Below are 16,394 nucleotides of genomic sequence, written 5' to 3'. Positions count from 1 at the left end.
CTCTTGTTCCTACGTTGAAGAAATGCCGAAACAACTGTCACTAAAGTTGCAGAAATAACAAGGGAAACCATCAATGCATTTAATGATTGAACCAGATTTTGCTGTTGTTCTATGTAAGCTGAAGGCGAATAGTTGGTAGGATTTAGTCCCATCCAAATTCCGAAGCTTGTCCCGGCAAGTAGAGCCGCTACAATGATGTTCGAAAAACGTATAAGATTTAGTATCATGGTGTGGTTATTGTTAAAGTTCAACTGTTTCAATAATATTCAGAATTTTTGTCTGTGGGCCGAATATGATTTTGCCGTCTATGTTACCAAACATTTTGTTCAATGCAGCCTGTGTCGCTAAGGCTTGTCCGATGTTATCAAAGTCAAGCTCGATGATGATAAAAAAGTCATCGTCTGCAGGTCGATAAACACGATAGCTTTTCACACCTGATTGTTTTCGATTAATTGGGTCACTATCAAATGCTTTTTTCCAAGCTTCATAGTTGGCTATTTTATGTTCAATTCTTAGAGTTATCATATTTCAAATTTAGTAATATCGTCAAAAAATGGCAGCTAACGTTTGGCGGCTTGGCGAAGAAGCGGATTATTAGCACAAAAGTTCATTAGAAGCACAAATGTTTGTTTAACCACAAATGTGTCATAGAAGCACGAAACCCGCTTTTTTGCCAAACCGCTGTTATGCGTTCGGCTTTCATTTCTTCTTGATTTTTGAAATTGTCACACCTATTGATTTTGTCGGTTTGTCCATATCCTTAATTGCAAAATCAATAGCTTCTTTTATCAAAGTATTTACTTTGGGGTTTCTATAATCACTTGGCTTTTTTACATCTATGTGTCTGATTAAATTACCTGTCCCTGTTAAGAGTTTATTTGGGTCTTTCAAAAGTGTCCCTTTGTTAAACCCTAAATTTAGGTGGTTTGTATAAATTGGTAACATACAAAAAGCGTCTGATAGCTTGTCAGAGATTGAAAAAACTGCTGTCAAGGCGTGAGTATGATAAACAAGCTCATTACAGTCGGGATACAGTTCCAAAATGTATTCTCTCAAATCTTTAAACAAGTCAATTACTTCTTGGTCTTTGAAGTCCAAAAAGAATTGAAAGTCTGGGTGAATTGGTCGTGTTTTTTTCATCTCGCTGTATTGTCGTATTGCATTCCACAAATCAAGTTACCTTCTGTGTCCAAGAACTTTGCTAAATAACCTACATAAGGAATAGCTGTTTTCGGCATAACAACTTGTCCGCCATTACTTTTTACCTTTTCAATGATTTCGTCAATGTTCTCAACACTAATTGAGCATTCCAAACCAATAACTTTGTCAGGAATTGGCGAATATTTTCTTGACTGCAAAGCTCCAATCAATTCTCCACTCTCGGACTTGTCCGCCTTGATTTGCAAAAAGTCTCCTTGTCCGTAAGAGTTGAAACCCCAATCAAAAACTCCGTCATAAAAGTTCTTTGCCCGTTCAATGTCGTCAATGTGAATGGCAAAATGTGTCATTTTATTTTTCATATTTTTCTGTTTTAAATGTTCGGTTGTCGTTTTCTAAGCTGACGCATAACGTTTTGGGTATTGCCGAAGGCGGGGATTTTTAGTACAAAAGTTCAATCGAAGAACGAATGTTGAACCTTGCACAAATGACCAATCGAAGTCGTTCAGCCCCGCTTTTGGCAATACCTTGTTATGTGCTGTGCATTTTAACAACTTCACAGGGCAGTTAAAATACTTTTAATCCAACTATTCCAACGATGATGAGCGTTGCCGACAATAGTCTAAATATATTAGCCGAATCACCAAAGAAGAATATGCCAATTAGTAATGTTCCAACAGCCCCGATACCTGTCCATATAGCATATGCGGTGCCAATTGGAATTGTTTTTTGGGCATAAAACAATAATACACCGCTAACTGCCATAGATGCTATGGCTAGAGTTATCCATCCAAATTTATACCCATCGCCATTCTGAGCCATTTTTAAACCTAGTGGCCAACCGATTTCAAAAATACCTGCAAGAATCAATGCAATCCAATTCATAATCTTTTTTTTTGTTTACGCAAAGTTCAAAAATTGAATCAAGAAAAAATTTTACAAATGATAAAAAATGGATGGTTACTATATTTCTCCCCTTATTCTACTTAGGCTTACTTGTGTTATTCCTAAATATGAAGCGATGTGTCCTAGTTGTACTCGCTGAATTAAGCTGGGATTATCTTTTAAAAGTTGCTTGTAACGTTCTTTTGCGGTTCGGAATTGTCGGGAAATAAGCTGTTCTTCCATTTTCATAAATTCCTGTTCTAGGTATCTTCGTCCCCAATTTGCAATGTGTATGTCTTCGTCAAAAAGTTTCCGAAGATTTTGGGTTTTCAATTCATAAAGTTTACAATTCTCCAGCAGCTCAATGTCTTCATATCCTTTTTGATTGGCAACATAACTTTTCGTAGAAATAATGGCGTCACCCTCTTTACCAAACCAAAAAGTTATCTCGTTGTCGGCTGTTTTGGTGTAAGCCCGAACAATTCCTTGTTTGATAAAATAAATGTTCTTTTCTATTCTGTCAGCCCGTAACAAAATATATCCTTTTGGATAACTTACTTCGTCAATGTACTTTTTGAGTGTCTGTTTAGAAGTTTCGGTGAGCGGATAAATATTGTCAAGAATATTGTCTATTGTCATCGGTACGTTGTCGTTTTAGCATAGCACATAACGGTCGGCGGTATGTTTTGTTGCCGATTTCGAAGCACTGTCCTGTCAAGTTACACGAAAGTTTATTAGATGCAGAAACGCTGAAACTCGCACTGTCTAGGCAATAAAATATACCGCCTGTTACAAGCTGGCCGTTTTTGTCTTTCGTTATTCTGTCTATCATTTTTGCTGCATTTTTTCTGTCTACCGTGTGTTTGGGTAGGCAAGCTCTTTTGCAGGTTTTGGTCTTAGCGTTGGCTGGTGCGACCTGCAAATGTGCTTGACTACGAAGCGTTGGCTATTTTATTTTCAGTTTTTCTTTAAATTTCTCCTCAAATTTCTGTCTTGTTTGGTAATTGTAAAATGGTAAGCCAATAACTTTAAATTTATCATCTTCATATAGCAAGTCCAACTTTTTAATTTTTGCTTTTACATTCATTTTTTCCAAAAACTCCTCTTTCCATTTGTCCTTTTCGATATAACCGTCTCCTTTGGGTTCTATGAAAAGTTGATATGTAAGTTTCTTTTCTGTTTCTTTTTCTTTGAGAAATAATACAAAGTCTGGTTCAAATGCTGCACCATCTGAAAAATTATAAATTTGGAAAAGTCTCTCGTTTCGCAAAAGGTAGATGTCGGTATATTGTTTTTTAAGTTCTTCAATAACAACTTCCAGATATTTTACAAAATACTTTTCCTCAGAAGTACCATAGTTTTCTTCATAGATATACCAGTCTTTGTCTGCGACATTCATTCTAAATTCTTCAACTCTATTACCTGTCATAGCAAGTCCGTATTGCTTTTTACTATCATCGCCAGGTTCTTGCACCATCATTAAAATGTCGTTTTGCAAATAACTTTTTAGTGGTTTGCCTTCAAACTCTTTACTCCCTTCATATTTAGTTATTTTGGCTGAAATATCATTCTTTATAGCCAAAAGCATATTTTCAGCAATTTGTAATTTTTCCTTTGGTGTCAATGTTTTTATTCGTTCTTCATTGGCAATTATTGTAAGTGGAACTTTAGCAATGTAGTTTTCATCCGTAATGAATTGCTTTTTGCTTTTCAAATTTGGAAGCATTCGATTTAAATGAGAAAACTGATAGAATGGTATTTTGTCCATTGCCTTTAGACAAATATCAACTCCAATATTTTGAATTGTCCAAGGGAAGTTTTTCGATTTTGGGTCTTTGGGTATACTCTTTTGGCTTTGGTCTTCTTCATTAAAAACCACTAATTCTTGCGTAGCAGAACTACCAATATGAAATTTATATTGCAAACCGCTTTCGTGTATTTGCTTTAGGGATGTAACCTTTTTGGGGTCTTTCTTTATTTTTTCATTGGTAAAAATCAAACCATCATCCCATAAAGAAGTTTGTTTAAATTGTTCTTTAACTTTTACTCGAATTGGGTCTTCCTGTTCACGATTATAAATACCTTGTTCTTCAAGTTCTTTAGTAATAGATTCAATGTAAGTGTTATCGTTAATGCTGTGATAATACAATTCTTCAAGGCATCGAAGCGTATTGCCAAGGTCTTTATCTAGTTTACGTTGATACATTTCATCGCCAGCGGTTATACTCATAGGGAAATATCTTGCACCACGTCCAATTAATTGCACCTCGCTTGTTGTACTGCTTTTTGTTCCTTTGCTTTCATCCAATCGAACAATATCATATAAATTTAAAACGTCCCATCCTTCAGTTAGCATTTTAACTGTGAAAATTAACCGATATTCATTTTTATCACCTTCTAATTGATTTAGTTCAATTTGATGTTCCTCACTCGCTTGTTCGTTATTAATTACAATACAGCGTTCTTCTCTAAATGTATCTTTGATTTCATCACACAACTGCTGTCTTGTTATCCCTTGTTCTTCAAAATATTTAAGTGCTTTTTTCAGCGTTTGACCGCCAACTGTTTCAAGATCATTAATTTCTCTGATATTTATTCTTTTTAGCTGAATTAAATAATTCGCATAGTGTGTTTTACTTTCCTCAATACTTGAACTCTTAAATAAGATAACTGACTTAAAAGGTAAATACGGTGAATGAATGTTACTTTTGTTTGCAACCTTTTGTCTGAATAGATTTAAAATTAAAGCTTGCAAAATTCTTTGTTCGTTTGTTAAGTCCGATTTAATAAGTTTTATTTCCTTACTATATCCATCATTTCTAAACTCTTTTAGCGAGTATCGAACAAATATTTTATCGGTATATTTCTCCAATATTTTTGGATGTTTCAAATCCACAGTAGCGGTATATTCTAAAAGTATGTTTTCAGGGTTGCCCGCTAATACTTTATTTATTGTGGTTTCCCAGTTTTTTTCTTCTTCCTCTTCACCTTTATTTTTAGTGCTTTTTGTCAGTACATTCAAATGGTGCGCTTCATCAGAAAGAATTACAATTTTATTTTCGGCTAAACTTTCAAAGGTTATTTGCCCTTCTCTGGGTTTGTCTAAACGACTGTGCAACCCTTGAATAGTAATGAAAAGTATATTGATGTCATCAGTAGGTACAGTTTCAAAATTTTCAACCGCATTAATATTAATCTCATTGAAATCAAAAATTACCTTATCAGCAAACAAGTATTTTGGATTATCCTTTTCAATAAAGTTGGCAATCGTTTTTTTGATAATGTTGGTACTGTTTACAATAAAGATGAAATTCCGATAGCCCTTAGTATAAAGTTCCAAAATGTTTGCAGCCATCATAACAGTTTTCCCGCTACCAGTTGCCATATTAAACAACAAATGAATTGGGACACCGATAGGCTTGCTTTTTGAAACATTCAGATAAAAGTCAAATTTTGAAACTGCTTCAATTTGATATTCCCTATCTAAAAATATTGGGTTTAGATTACTTTTAATGTATTCTTTTACTTCTTTTTTTGCAATACCGTATTGAAGAAGCGTTTCCCACTCCTGCTGAATTTTGTCTGCAAGTAATTGAACTTCTGCCATACGTTATGAAATGTTATAGAATTTTTTATTTAGTTCAATTTCGTCTTTTGTCATCTTATGTTCTTCGTCTTCCATTTCAGAGAGGTTTACATACAAATGATTCTTGTCCAATGTTTCCACTAACAATCTTTTCTGCTCATCAACTTCTAATTGATTAAAAGAATCTTCAGTAAATTTATCTTTGTCAATTTCAATTCTTAAAAACGCTTCGGATTTCATAGTATCCCATATTTTCCATAGGTCTTTGCCTTTTTTAGCCGATTGTATGTCTTTAATATATTTCTGATTGAATTCTTTTAATTCACAATATAAAAATGAGCCTCCTCCTTGCCAATTATATAGCTGTGAAATTCCTGTTTGGTCACCATTTATTACATTAATTAATCTATTGACTGAATCATTTTCACCATAGTCAAGTTGTTCCATCCCGATATATCTTCTATTCATTTTATGAGCTACCGCAGCCGTTGTACCGCTACCTAAATGATAATCAAGCACGATGTCATTTTCTTTAGTAGTCATTTTTATAATTCGTTCAATTAATTTCTCGGGTTTCTTTCCTTTCTCTAATTTGACACCACCTTCATCAGCTATTGCACCTGTAGTTTTAATATCTTGCCAAAAGTCGCAAGGGTTTCTAAAAATATTGGTATCCGCAAATATTACCTGTAGACGAGGACTTTTAGCTTCCCTATTAAAATCGGTAATATAATAAAATAGGATTTTCTCAGCCGATAAGCCAGCGGCAATATCTTGGCCTGGAATAGTATTGTACGACTTTACTGCTTTTGCTAAACTTGCAGAACCTGCAGTTTTAATTATGCGAAATGAGTTTTCAAATTTCCATTTTTCTATTTCATCACAGTCTTTAGTTTCAAGTTCCTTTAGTTTTTGTGAGAGTGATACTTTTTTAACTTTTTTTAGAATTGCATTAACTGCGTTTAAATCATTTTCATCATTTACATCTTTTTCCTCAATTTCGATTAGTTTTTCTCTTTGCTCTTTTGTAATGTTTTCTAAAAAAATATTGTTTTCCTTATCCCACACTGGATGCTGATATTTATCAATTGTCTCAAATCCTTTAAACTGATTTGACTTTTTGTAAAAAAGTATATATTCCTTGATTTTCGGAAAACGCTTTTTAGCGTGATTCATCTTAACACCCGAAGCCTCACTCATTTTAACACAAATAGAATTAACGAAATTCTCATATTTGAATACTTCATCAGCTAAAACCTTTAAGTATGGTTGTTCGTTATCATCGCATTGAATAAATATAACACCATCTTTAGATAATAATTCTTTAGCTGCACCCAATCTGTTTTTCATAAAAGTCAACCAAGTACTATGGTTATAGCTATCATTGTATTTAAACTCGTCATTCCCTGTATTGTAAGGTGGGTCAATATAGATTAGCTTAACCTTTCCAGCAATGTCTTTTCTTGCTTTCAAGCTATGCAGAGCCAATAGATTGTTGCCCCTAATGATTAAATTTTGTTCTCTTAAATTTAGTTCTGTATTTGCTTTCAGTTCTTTTTTACCGTTTTTATCAAATAAGGAAAAATTTGTCAGTGCCTTTGTATCTAATAGTCTGTCAATTTCATCAGGTGCTAGAGTTTCATTGTAAAAAACCTCCTCTCTACTTTGGTCTTCTTTTGTTTGTCCGCCTTCTAAAATGCAGTCCTTATGAGGCCATACTAACACAACATCGGTATTTTCACGAAAGTATCTTCCTTCTTCATCCTGTAAACCAATTTCATTTTTAAAGCGGGTGTAGCTATCTTGAAGAAAGCTTTTATTATTGAGAAACATTAAAAACTCTCGTTGCTTAAAAACTAAGTTCTTTTCAACTTCAACAAAAAACTGTTTTTTCAAAGAATCATTTGTCAATAATGCTTTCAGCAAGTTTTTATCATAACTGTATGCAGCATCTGTTACTTTGTTTTTATTAAATTTGTCATTCACAAAAAAGTCAGGTGCTTGTTTGCGAAGCAATTCTGTCATATCATTAAAAAGGTTCTGTATCATTTCTGTTTCTTAATTTTTAATTCTCAAATTTAATCATTCTTTTCTGTGCGCTGGCAGGAAAACAGCTCTTTTGCAAGCCGAAGTGTCGGCTTGTGTGTCGGGGCTTGCAAATGTGCTGTTTTGTGTGTCGGCATTTTCATTTTTCTTTGTCTTTATGCAGCAAAAATTCCTTTGTCATTCTGTCGTTGTCTTTTTTTTTCGGCTTGCTTGTAACGTTTTGCAGCTTGGCGTAGTGGCGGCATTCGGAGCACTTCACTGTCAACCAAGCACAAATGTTGATTTGAAAAACTACTGTTCAATTTACCACGTCCCCCGCCATTACGCCAAACTGCTGTTGGCTGCTGGTGTTCTGTCTTTCGTGTCTGCAAACCGCTGTCCCTGTTGTGTTTAGCTGTTGTTGTCTTTGTCGTGTTGGGTCGTGCGATTGCGTATTTTTTATTTTCAGAAGGGGAGGAAATTTTTTTTAATTCAATTTTTTCTGCGTGGGAAAGGTGGAAGCTCTTTTGCAAGCTTTGCCCTGTGCGTGGGCTTGTGGGGCTTGCAAATGTGCTTACACCTGTGCGTGGGCTTATTGTTTTTGCTTTATTCATCAACTGAAAGTTCTTTTATTAAGTCAACTATTTTGGTGTTGCTGAATTGTGTCTTGAACTCAATTTTTACTTTGCCATCAAAGAATTTTTCAGCGTGTTTGATTTTGAATTTTTCTTCGTCACGAAGTCCGTCTTTGCTGTTTACGTCTTTGGTTTCTACAATGAAGTTTAGTTTTTGCTCTCCGTCTTTGAATTTCAAAACATAGGCAAAGTCAGGTGAATATGATTTGCCACCTGCAACTGGAATTTTAATCGAGTTCTTTGGGATTTTGGTGAACACAATTACTTCTTTTATTTCTGTCTTGATGTTGGATTTCTCCAAGTCAGAATCGTAATACAATTCTTCAAAGAAGTAAGAGTCTGCAACATCTTCGTCTGAAAACAAAACACCAACATCAGATGCAGAAATTTCTTTCAGCACATTTCCTTTTTCGTCTGTCAACTTGGTTGGATGAATGCTGTTTGAAACCTTTTTATATTCAATCGAATACTTGTCAAACGCTTGTGTCATTAAGAAAAAGTCGAAATTCTGTTTGATTATTCTCAATGTAGTTTGATTAAGATATTTATTGATGTCCGTTTCTGCGTCAATTATTGATTGATGAAGTGTATTGATGTTGATATTTAGAATTTTTGATAATTCTTTCAGAAAATCGCTATATTTCATAATAGAAATAGTCGCTGTCTTACGGTTGTAAACAGATTCAGGTTCGTTTGCAACTGCTTTGTTGTCCTTGATTTCAACTTTTGAAATTCTCTCGTTAATTCCGTCCGAAGTGAAATTGTCTTTTTGTGCTTTCAAAAACTCTGTAAACAAAGTTTTGAAGTTGGCTTCGTTGTCAAACTTGTATTCAAGAATTACTTTCTCATTCAGTTTTTCCCAAAGGTCTTTTAGTTCTTGATATTTCTCTGTTCTAACTACAACTTTCTTTTTCGGGTCGGTTGCTTTGCGAACCTTGTTAGAGTTTACGCCTTCAAATATTCTCGGATAGTTTTGTTTGATGAAGTCAAACCCACCTGCCTTGAATGAGTTTGTTCTTGTGATTACGTTATTAGTGTCCAAAACTTCCAAAAGTTCGTCTTCGGTTGTTTCGTATAATTCGCAAATCTTTTTAATCATTTGCTCAGAAAGTTTGTCTGGAACTTGCTCAATGGAAATAGCTCCCGATTTCTGATTGATTTCACTAACCAATTTATCTACAAAGTCGCTTTCGGTAAAGTCAACAAAATAGTTGAGATAAAACTGTTCGTCTTTTACACGATTGCCATATTCATTCACTGGTAAACGCAAACCACGCCCGACTTCCTGTAATTTTGAAATTTCACTTCCACTGCTTCGGAGTTTGCAAATCTGAAATACGTTGGGATTATCCCAACCTTCACGCAACGTCCATTTTGAAAAAATAAATCGTCTTGGATTTTCCAAGTCTAGCATTGCTTGTTTGTCGTGCAAAATTTCGTTTATCTCTTTTTCAATGGCTTCGTCTTTTTCGGTATTGTCTTTTGAAAAATATCCTGCGTGTGTTGCCGAAAGGTCAAGCAATGTTTTTTCAAGGTAGGTTTTGTAAAAAGCATCATTTTCTGTTTTTAGCAGTTCTTCAATTTCTGCCTTGATGTATTGCTCAACAGTTTTGCGGATATATCCTTCTTTGTTACGGTATTCGTCTATATTGTCAATGAAGAAAAGTGTTAATGGTTTAATCTTTACTTCACGTGTCAATAGCTCTTTTTCAATTTCAAAGTGGTGCTTGATTGCCTTTTGAATCATTGTTTCCTGCAACTTTTCGGCATAAGAATAAGGGTTGATTTTATCTCCCTTTTTCATTTCTAAGCCGTTGGTTAAAACAACCGTGCTTTTATTCAAATTTTCAATTCCCAAGTCAGACATTTCAGGATGTATCTTTTTCAGACTTTCCTTTTTAGAGACTGTTACTGTTTTTCGTCTGTCATTTTCAATCAATTCAAAACTGGCTTCGGTTCCATCTGAATCAATGAATTTTACGATTGCGTTTTCACCTGCATTAAATTCAGTGATGTGTCCGATTACGCCTTTCACTAAATTTCTGTTGAATGAATCAACGGCTGTTAGAGTGTAAATCAAGTTTTCATAACCTTGAAAAGTCGCACCATAACGCAAAATAAATTGGGGCTTCATTTTCTGAATGTTCTCCCAAGTCTTATTGCCTTGCCCAAATTTGTGTGGCTCGTCAATAATCATAAAAGGTTTCGTTGCTCCAATGGCATCAAACGGAACGGTGTATTTGTCAAACAAACCTTTGTCAAAGCTTTTTTGCATTGTTTCAGAGTTAATCATACCTGCGTTGATAATCATAACCTGAATACTGTTTTTCTCAAAAGTTCCAGCATTTACAAAACTGGTTACTGCAGGTGGTATGAATGATTTTTTGCTCTTGCTGTTTTTCTGACTTTCTACAATATGCAAGTGAAGCGTTTTGCCATATTGTTCTTTGAAATGCTCACGGCTACTGTCCGATTTCAAAAAATCAATTGTTCCTGCTTTGATGGATAAGGTTGGAACCACTACAATAAATTTGAAAATGCCGTAGTTTTTATTGAGTTCAAAAATTGTTTTGGTGTAGGTATAAGTTTTACCTGTTCCTGTTTCCATCATTATATCAATGATGTTGCTGTTACGCTTTATTTTTTCATTAACTCCGTTCCTTTCTTGAATGGCTCTTAAATTTTGTGGATAAGCCCAATCGCTTAAAAAATCAAATGTAGGGTTAATGCAGTTCTTATCCGCTTCTGTGGGCTGAACAAGGCTAATGTTCTCAAACACCGCAATAGTGCTATCTACTGCGTGTGATTGATGGTTTAGGTTTTTCTCAAAATTAAATCCCTTCATATTAATACCTTGTTATAAAGTCAATATCACTTTTTTTCTTGTTGTTGTAAGTTTTTACGTTTTCTGAAATCTCTCGTAAACTCTTGCTCTCCAAATGATAGCCAAAGGCAATGATACTTTTAGGTTCAAAATGTTTGTCAGTGTCTATCTTTTCCAACAATGCTTTTAGGTTGTTTGTGGTAAAGCCTTTGTTCATTAAATACAATCTACCATTGCCATAATAAGCGGTATAACCGCTTAAATCAATACTTTCTAAATCTTGCGTTAAGGCAATGCCATCATAGGTTTTCCAAGTGGTCAGCAAAGCTTTGATGTCGTCTTCTGTTAGTTTGCCAGCATCAAACAGCGTTTGCGAACTGTCAAACTGTTCTGCTTCAAAATTGTAATCTTCCCAAATTGGAGTTGTTTCAAAAATTTTGAAACCATTTTGAGTTTTGAGTTTTTCTAAATTTTTAATTTCAAGTTTTGTTTCTTCTGTTTGAAGTTCTTTTTTCAGTTTTTCAATTTTGCTATCTAATTCTGTATTTATTTTTTTTGCTGCACGCAACAAACGCTCTTTTGTAATTTCAAAAATAGTTGGCTCGGCTTTCAATTCGTTTTTTACAAAATCGTAAGCAGCTTTGTTTCTCTTAGGGTCTATTGGCTCAGGAATTTGAACTGTTATAAATTTTCTATCTCCACCATCTTCGGAATTTAATTGATAAATCGCTTCCGCTGTTGTCCCTGAACCTGCAAAGAAATCAAGAACTATATCACCTTTTAATACACAAAAACGAATGAATTTTTTAATTACTTCTTCATCTTTAGGAAAAGCAAAAACATCTGCACCACCGAATAATTTTTTTAACCGTTTCTTGGCTCCCCTTGCATCTCTATAAAAAACACTTGATGGAACTTCAAATTCTGTTAAATGTAAATATCTCTTTAAGCAAGGAATAGTTTTTTCATCTGAACCAAAGTAAATTAAATCCTTTTCCAATAAATCAGGCAAGTTGTTTTCGTTAAATCGCCAACCACCATTTGGAACTTTGCAAGGTTTATTTGTTACTGGGTGTAGAATATCAAAACGTCCGCCATCACCAGTTCCTTGCGAAATGTCCCCAGCAAAAAAAACACCTGTTGCATCTGCCAAATTATAATGGTCGTGAGCTTTTGATGGATTATCATCACTTAGTGAGTCGTAAAAATCTTTTAAGCCATTAGAAATTTTGGCGTAATCATTACCAAATTCTGCTTTTAATTCTTCAAATCTTTTATAAATCGGTTCGAGACCCTGTTTTCTTTCACGCCAAAGTTTTCCGTTAACTTCACTTTCATCATCTTCATTTATGATTTCTTCTGCTGATTGTTTGTTTTTTAAGTTTGCATAAATCACGCAATATTCGTGGTTGGTTGCAATCAATTTTGCCATTGATTTTCTTCCTGTGTTCCATATCATTGAAGCAATGAAATTTTCTTCTCCAAAAATTTCGTCCATCAATAATCTGAGTTGAGCCACTTCATTATCATCAATAGACACAAAAATCACCCCATCGTCTTTTAATAATTGCTTTGCAATATAAAGTCGTGGATACATAAATGTAAGCCAAGCCGAATGACTGTTACTTTTTTGTTTTGTAAAATCTAAAATCCGTTTCGCTTTTTCTTCGTCTATACCAATAAGTTGCTGTAGTTCCTTTACTGTATATTTTCTATCGTCCTGATATAAGAACCCATCATTTCCTGTGTTGTAAGGTGGGTCTATATAAATCATTTTTACTTGTTCGTAGTAGGCGTTGGCAAGGTGTTTCAGCACTTCCAAATTATCGCCTTTTATGAGCAAGTTTTCAGAATTAGCGTTTTCGGGTTTGCTATTATGAGTTTCGTCTGCTTTTAGCAAAGTGGTTGCTGGGTCGCTTGCCAAAAGCCGTGCATAGCTTTTGCCGAGCCAGTCTAAACCGTAACTCTCAGTAGAAAAATTGATTTCTTTTTCAGTCAGGTTAGCTTTAAATTTCTCTAATTGAAAATTTCCGTCTTTGTCAAAGCAATGCGGAAAGTGAATTTTCAATTTTTCCAAATCTTTGTTAGGCACTTTTATTTCAGTCGTAATTTTTTGCTCGTTACTCATTACTTGTCCTTTTTAATTTCGTTGTCAATCAATAGTTCCTTTACATTTACGCCAAGAATTTCAGCGATTTCATAAAGCACTTCAATTCGTGGTTGTTGTCTGTTTTGCACATAAGCATTTACCATATTGTAGCTTTTGCCTAATTGCTCGGCAAGCCAAGTCTGCTTGATGCCTTTTTCGTCCAACACTTCTTTTATTCTGTTCATTTGTTCAAATGATGTCAAGTCGCAAAGATAGGTTTATAATTTTTAGTATCTCATTTTGTAAGATAAAAAGTAATCAAATTATTTTTAACAATCTCATAGGAGCATTGGCAAAAAACGGCTCTTTGGCTTTTGCCTGTGGGTTGGCTTGTGCAGTTGGGGCAAAAGCCAATGTGCCGTTTGTGCGTTGGCATAAAATTGAATTAAAAAAAATGTGCGGTGGGGAAAATAAAAAATACAGAAGGGTTGGCAATGAGTGTCGGCTTACTCGTTGTCTGTTATGAATATCGTTTCCTGTTCTTTTGTAACCTGTCAAAATAGTTTGCTTTTTTTGTTTCTTGTTCCTGTTTCTCTGTCGGGTTGTATCGTCCGTTACACTTGCAGCCAACGGTTTTCGTATTGGCGATGGGCGGGATTTTTAGCACTGAACTTCAATCGAAGTACTAAATTTGAATTTTGCACTTCCTTTGATACGAAGCCGTTCAGCCCGCCTATTGCCAATACGATGTTAGCGGCTGGCATTCTTATCTCCACTCTATTGTCAGTTTAGCGTTGTCTTTTGTAAAATAGTTTGATGTGTTTTTGAACGTGATTTCTGTCATTGATTTTGGTTTAAAGTCGCTGAACGTTGCGTACTTTTCTGTCGGATTTCCATTAGTGTCAAAATCAAGCTCGGAATTTTTGTTTTCGTCAATTAGTGCAATCATTGAGTATGTGCCGTTTTTCAAACCGTAAATGTGTCTGTTAGCCGTGCCTATTGATGTTGTGCCAGAAAGATACCCACCTGTTACAGCTACTTTTTTATTGAAATTTTCTTCGCTGTCCATTATCACAAAAATTAAAAGTTTATCCGCTTCTGTCATAGGAATACGAATGTCGAAGTGAAAATATTTTTTCAAAAAATAAGATTGTGTTGCCAATTTTTGATTGAATTGGTGTTCACTTATTTCTTTGGTCAAATCCTTATCAAATCCAAGATGTATCAAAGAAGCGGAAGCAATTTCAAAGTTTGCTGGTTCTGTAAACGGCTTTAGCTTACTGTCTAAAACAATTTCTATATCCTGATTGATATTGAAGTGACTTAAATCTTGTTCAAAGTCAATGTTGTTGAGATTGATTTGCTTGGTTTTTTTATGTGAATGAGAAAAGAATGAAATAGTTTTATTCTCAATGTTATACACAATAGTCCAAACCGTTTTAAAATCCCCTTTGGGAATAGTTACACTTTTCAGCATTTGAAAAGCTGCCTTTTCTGAAAAATCATTTGAGTTTTGAAGTTTCTTAATTTGGTTTTCAAGCTTATGATAACGATAAGTTGTAGATGTATTATTCTTTCGAATACCTTTAATGTTTTCGATATATTTTTCGGAATAAACCACCGATTTATTGGTTATAGCCTGGCAAGAGTTGACTTCCTTTTTATAAATCTCCGGCTTGCCGTCTAAATATTCAATAATTACAGATTTGCCTTGAGTATCTGCTAGAATGTAATGAATTTTACCTTTAATCGGATATATTTTAAGGTTTTCAATATGGGTAACAACTTCGTCAACAGTTTGAAAATTGTCTAACTGATATTGTATCCACTCCAATTCGTTGAGATATGTTTTTTCTTCCGAAATATTAAAACGGGTGTCTTCCATCCAAAGCATTTCTACTACAAGCCCTTTCTCGTTCATTCCACCGTAAGGCATTTCTTTCCCGTTTTGGTTGAATGTTACGCTTCCGTATTTACTTGTCCAACTCGCAGGTGTTCCGTTATGTGTACAATAAGCAACTTTTGTTGTGTTCTTTAAATTTTTGATGATATAGCCTTTGTCAAAAGTCCAGTCGAAGTTCTTCCCCAACAAGACTGTCTTTCCATTCTTCAATACAAATGACGAACAAGGGTATACCGATTGTGTCATTGTTGTCAGGAATAGGAGTGTCCAAAAATATTTTTTCATAGTCTTTGTCGTTTTGAGTTCTCGTTTATGCTTGCCGCTAACGGTTGGCAGCTATAAGAAGTTGGCGATTTCGAAGCACAAAACTGTCAACCTGCACGAAAGTTTGATTGAAAAACTGAACTTCATTTAACCACTGAACCGCCAATTTCTTATAGGTGCTGTTATGGGCTGTTTCTGCACTAAATAATTTCCTAGTCAACCAGGTCATATAAATATTCTTTGCCAGTATCTTTATTTTGTAATATTATCACAATACTTCTATCCTTAATACTCATAGTAAGAAGAAATTTTTCTCCTTTTTTATTTACTCCATAAAGAGAAAATGCTTCGCCTTCTTTGCTAAGAATACATGGACTTGTGAAGTTAATTCTACTGTTATACTTATTTCCTTGGGAGTCTTCCATATTTAATATCAAGGCATCATCTCCCATTGTTACGTATCCAGTTCTATCTCTTTTTTGCTGTTGGCCATTTATTATTTCATAAGAATTTAAGATAAGGCATACCCTTGTTTTTACGCAAGAAACTTGAGCTTTGGTAATTATTGGTAATAGCAAAAATGTAAGCAATAAATAGGTCTTCATAAAAGTTTAGTTGTTATACTATTTAATGATGTATGGATAGTTCTAATCAATGTGTATTTCATATGTTTTGCCATTTTCACCTTCAACAGTAGCATTTCCATCGTCATCAATATCTGCGTAGGATATATGGTCTTCATCAAGATACCCATCATTGGGGAAATTGATTTGAATTACTTGACAATCCTGTACCACAACATCGAGGGTATAACTAGAAGAGTATCCAGTTTCTGGGTTACTATAATCAACAGATGCGGAATGTGTTCCATCATCAAATCTACAGCCATTTGAACTTTCATCCTCTTCAATAAAATTTGAAGAAGATGAACTGCTTCTACTGCTATTTTCTGCATCTGATGAACAAGACGAAATAATTATAGCTAGTGCTAGATAAATGTTAATAATAATAGTTTTTTTCATATA

Annotated in this window: 14 protein-coding genes; all 14 read right to left on the bottom strand. The window is 34.5% G+C overall.

Annotated features, from left to right (window positions below; all coding sequences use genetic code 11):
- Positions 1–240: 240 nt before the first annotated feature.
- Entirely contained in the window at positions 241–525 is a 285-nt protein-coding gene (locus tag IPM48_09945; protein MBK9271910.1) for a hypothetical protein, read from the bottom strand.
- A gap of 174 nt (positions 526–699) precedes the next feature.
- Complete coding sequence (locus IPM48_09940) at positions 700–1,140, bottom strand: DUF1801 domain-containing protein (protein ID MBK9271909.1); 441 nt, start codon at positions 1,138–1,140, stop codon at positions 700–702.
- Positions 1,137–1,520, bottom strand: a complete 384-nt coding sequence (locus IPM48_09935) for a VOC family protein (GenBank protein MBK9271908.1) — start codon at positions 1,518–1,520, stop codon at positions 1,137–1,139. The genes IPM48_09940 and IPM48_09935 overlap by 4 nt, the downstream gene beginning before the upstream one ends.
- 205 nt (positions 1,521–1,725) lie before the next feature.
- Positions 1,726–2,043 carry a hypothetical protein gene (locus IPM48_09930; GenBank protein ID MBK9271907.1) on the bottom strand — a complete coding sequence of 106 codons (318 nt, stop codon included), beginning with the start codon at positions 2,041–2,043 and terminating at the stop codon, positions 1,726–1,728.
- A gap of 78 nt (positions 2,044–2,121) precedes the next feature.
- Positions 2,122–2,682, bottom strand: coding sequence for a Crp/Fnr family transcriptional regulator (locus tag IPM48_09925; GenBank protein MBK9271906.1), 561 nt, complete (start codon positions 2,680–2,682; stop codon positions 2,122–2,124).
- Between the two features lie 307 nt (positions 2,683–2,989).
- On the bottom strand, positions 2,990–5,650 hold the full coding sequence (locus IPM48_09920; GenBank protein ID MBK9271905.1) for a DEAD/DEAH box helicase family protein: 2,661 nt from the start codon (positions 5,648–5,650) through the stop codon (positions 2,990–2,992).
- Positions 5,651–5,653: 3 nt separating this feature from the next.
- On the bottom strand, positions 5,654–7,675 hold the full coding sequence (locus IPM48_09915) for a site-specific DNA-methyltransferase (protein ID MBK9271904.1): 2,022 nt from the start codon (positions 7,673–7,675) through the stop codon (positions 5,654–5,656).
- Between the two features lie 155 nt (positions 7,676–7,830).
- Complete coding sequence (locus tag IPM48_09910) at positions 7,831–8,268, bottom strand: hypothetical protein (protein ID MBK9271903.1); 438 nt, start codon at positions 8,266–8,268, stop codon at positions 7,831–7,833.
- Positions 8,261–11,134: a type III restriction-modification system endonuclease gene (locus IPM48_09905; GenBank protein MBK9271902.1), complete on the bottom strand. Its 2,874-nt coding sequence runs from the start codon at positions 11,132–11,134 to the stop codon at positions 8,261–8,263. The genes IPM48_09910 and IPM48_09905 overlap by 8 nt, the downstream gene beginning before the upstream one ends.
- Before the next feature lies 1 nt (position 11,135).
- Positions 11,136–13,241 (bottom strand): site-specific DNA-methyltransferase, encoded by a 2,106-nt coding sequence (locus tag IPM48_09900; GenBank protein MBK9271901.1) that lies wholly within the window; start codon positions 13,239–13,241, stop codon positions 11,136–11,138.
- The gene (locus tag IPM48_09895) at positions 13,241–13,447 is read right to left on the bottom strand and encodes a helix-turn-helix transcriptional regulator (GenBank protein MBK9271900.1); all 207 of its coding nucleotides are present in this window, start codon (positions 13,445–13,447) and stop codon (positions 13,241–13,243) included. Before IPM48_09895 ends, IPM48_09900 begins: the two co-directional genes overlap by 1 nt.
- A gap of 521 nt (positions 13,448–13,968) precedes the next feature.
- Positions 13,969–15,390 carry a linear amide C-N hydrolase gene (locus IPM48_09890; protein MBK9271899.1) on the bottom strand — a complete coding sequence of 474 codons (1,422 nt, stop codon included), beginning with the start codon at positions 15,388–15,390 and terminating at the stop codon, positions 13,969–13,971.
- 191 nt (positions 15,391–15,581) lie between these two features.
- A complete protein-coding gene (locus IPM48_09885) occupies positions 15,582–15,974 on the bottom strand; it encodes a hypothetical protein (GenBank protein MBK9271898.1) in 393 nt (130 codons plus the stop codon).
- 42 nt (positions 15,975–16,016) lie between these two features.
- A complete protein-coding gene (locus IPM48_09880) occupies positions 16,017–16,391 on the bottom strand; it encodes a hypothetical protein (protein ID MBK9271897.1) in 375 nt (124 codons plus the stop codon).
- Between the last annotated feature and the right edge of the window lie 3 nt (positions 16,392–16,394).

It is taken from the genome of Saprospiraceae bacterium (assembly GCA_016715965.1).
In the GTDB taxonomy this organism is placed as follows: domain Bacteria; phylum Bacteroidota; class Bacteroidia; order Chitinophagales; family Saprospiraceae; genus Vicinibacter.
This window is presented reverse-complemented; position numbering and strand designations above follow the sequence as displayed.

Excerpts from the sequence above, each read along its gene's own strand:
- IPM48_09945 (MBK9271910.1), bottom strand. The coding sequence starts at position 525 with ATGATAACTCTAAGAATTGAACATAAAATAGCCAACTATGAAGCTTGG.
- IPM48_09940 (MBK9271909.1), bottom strand. The coding sequence starts at position 1,140 with ATGAAAAAAACACGACCAATTCACCCAGACTTTCAATTCTTTTTGGAC.
- IPM48_09935 (MBK9271908.1), bottom strand. The coding sequence starts at position 1,520 with ATGAAAAATAAAATGACACATTTTGCCATTCACATTGACGACATTGAA.
- IPM48_09930 (MBK9271907.1), bottom strand. The coding sequence starts at position 2,043 with ATGAATTGGATTGCATTGATTCTTGCAGGTATTTTTGAAATCGGTTGG.
- IPM48_09925 (MBK9271906.1), bottom strand. The coding sequence starts at position 2,682 with ATGACAATAGACAATATTCTTGACAATATTTATCCGCTCACCGAAACT.
- IPM48_09920 (MBK9271905.1), bottom strand. The coding sequence starts at position 5,650 with ATGGCAGAAGTTCAATTACTTGCAGACAAAATTCAGCAGGAGTGGGAA.
- IPM48_09910 (MBK9271903.1), bottom strand. The coding sequence starts at position 8,268 with ATGAATAAAGCAAAAACAATAAGCCCACGCACAGGTGTAAGCACATTT.
- IPM48_09905 (MBK9271902.1), bottom strand. The coding sequence starts at position 11,134 with ATGAAGGGATTTAATTTTGAGAAAAACCTAAACCATCAATCACACGCA.
- IPM48_09900 (MBK9271901.1), bottom strand. The coding sequence starts at position 13,241 with ATGAGTAACGAGCAAAAAATTACGACTGAAATAAAAGTGCCTAACAAA.
- IPM48_09895 (MBK9271900.1), bottom strand. The coding sequence starts at position 13,447 with ATGAACAGAATAAAAGAAGTGTTGGACGAAAAAGGCATCAAGCAGACT.
- IPM48_09890 (MBK9271899.1), bottom strand. The coding sequence starts at position 15,390 with ATGAAAAAATATTTTTGGACACTCCTATTCCTGACAACAATGACACAA.
- IPM48_09885 (MBK9271898.1), bottom strand. The coding sequence starts at position 15,974 with ATGAAGACCTATTTATTGCTTACATTTTTGCTATTACCAATAATTACC.
- IPM48_09880 (MBK9271897.1), bottom strand. The coding sequence starts at position 16,391 with ATGAAAAAAACTATTATTATTAACATTTATCTAGCACTAGCTATAATT.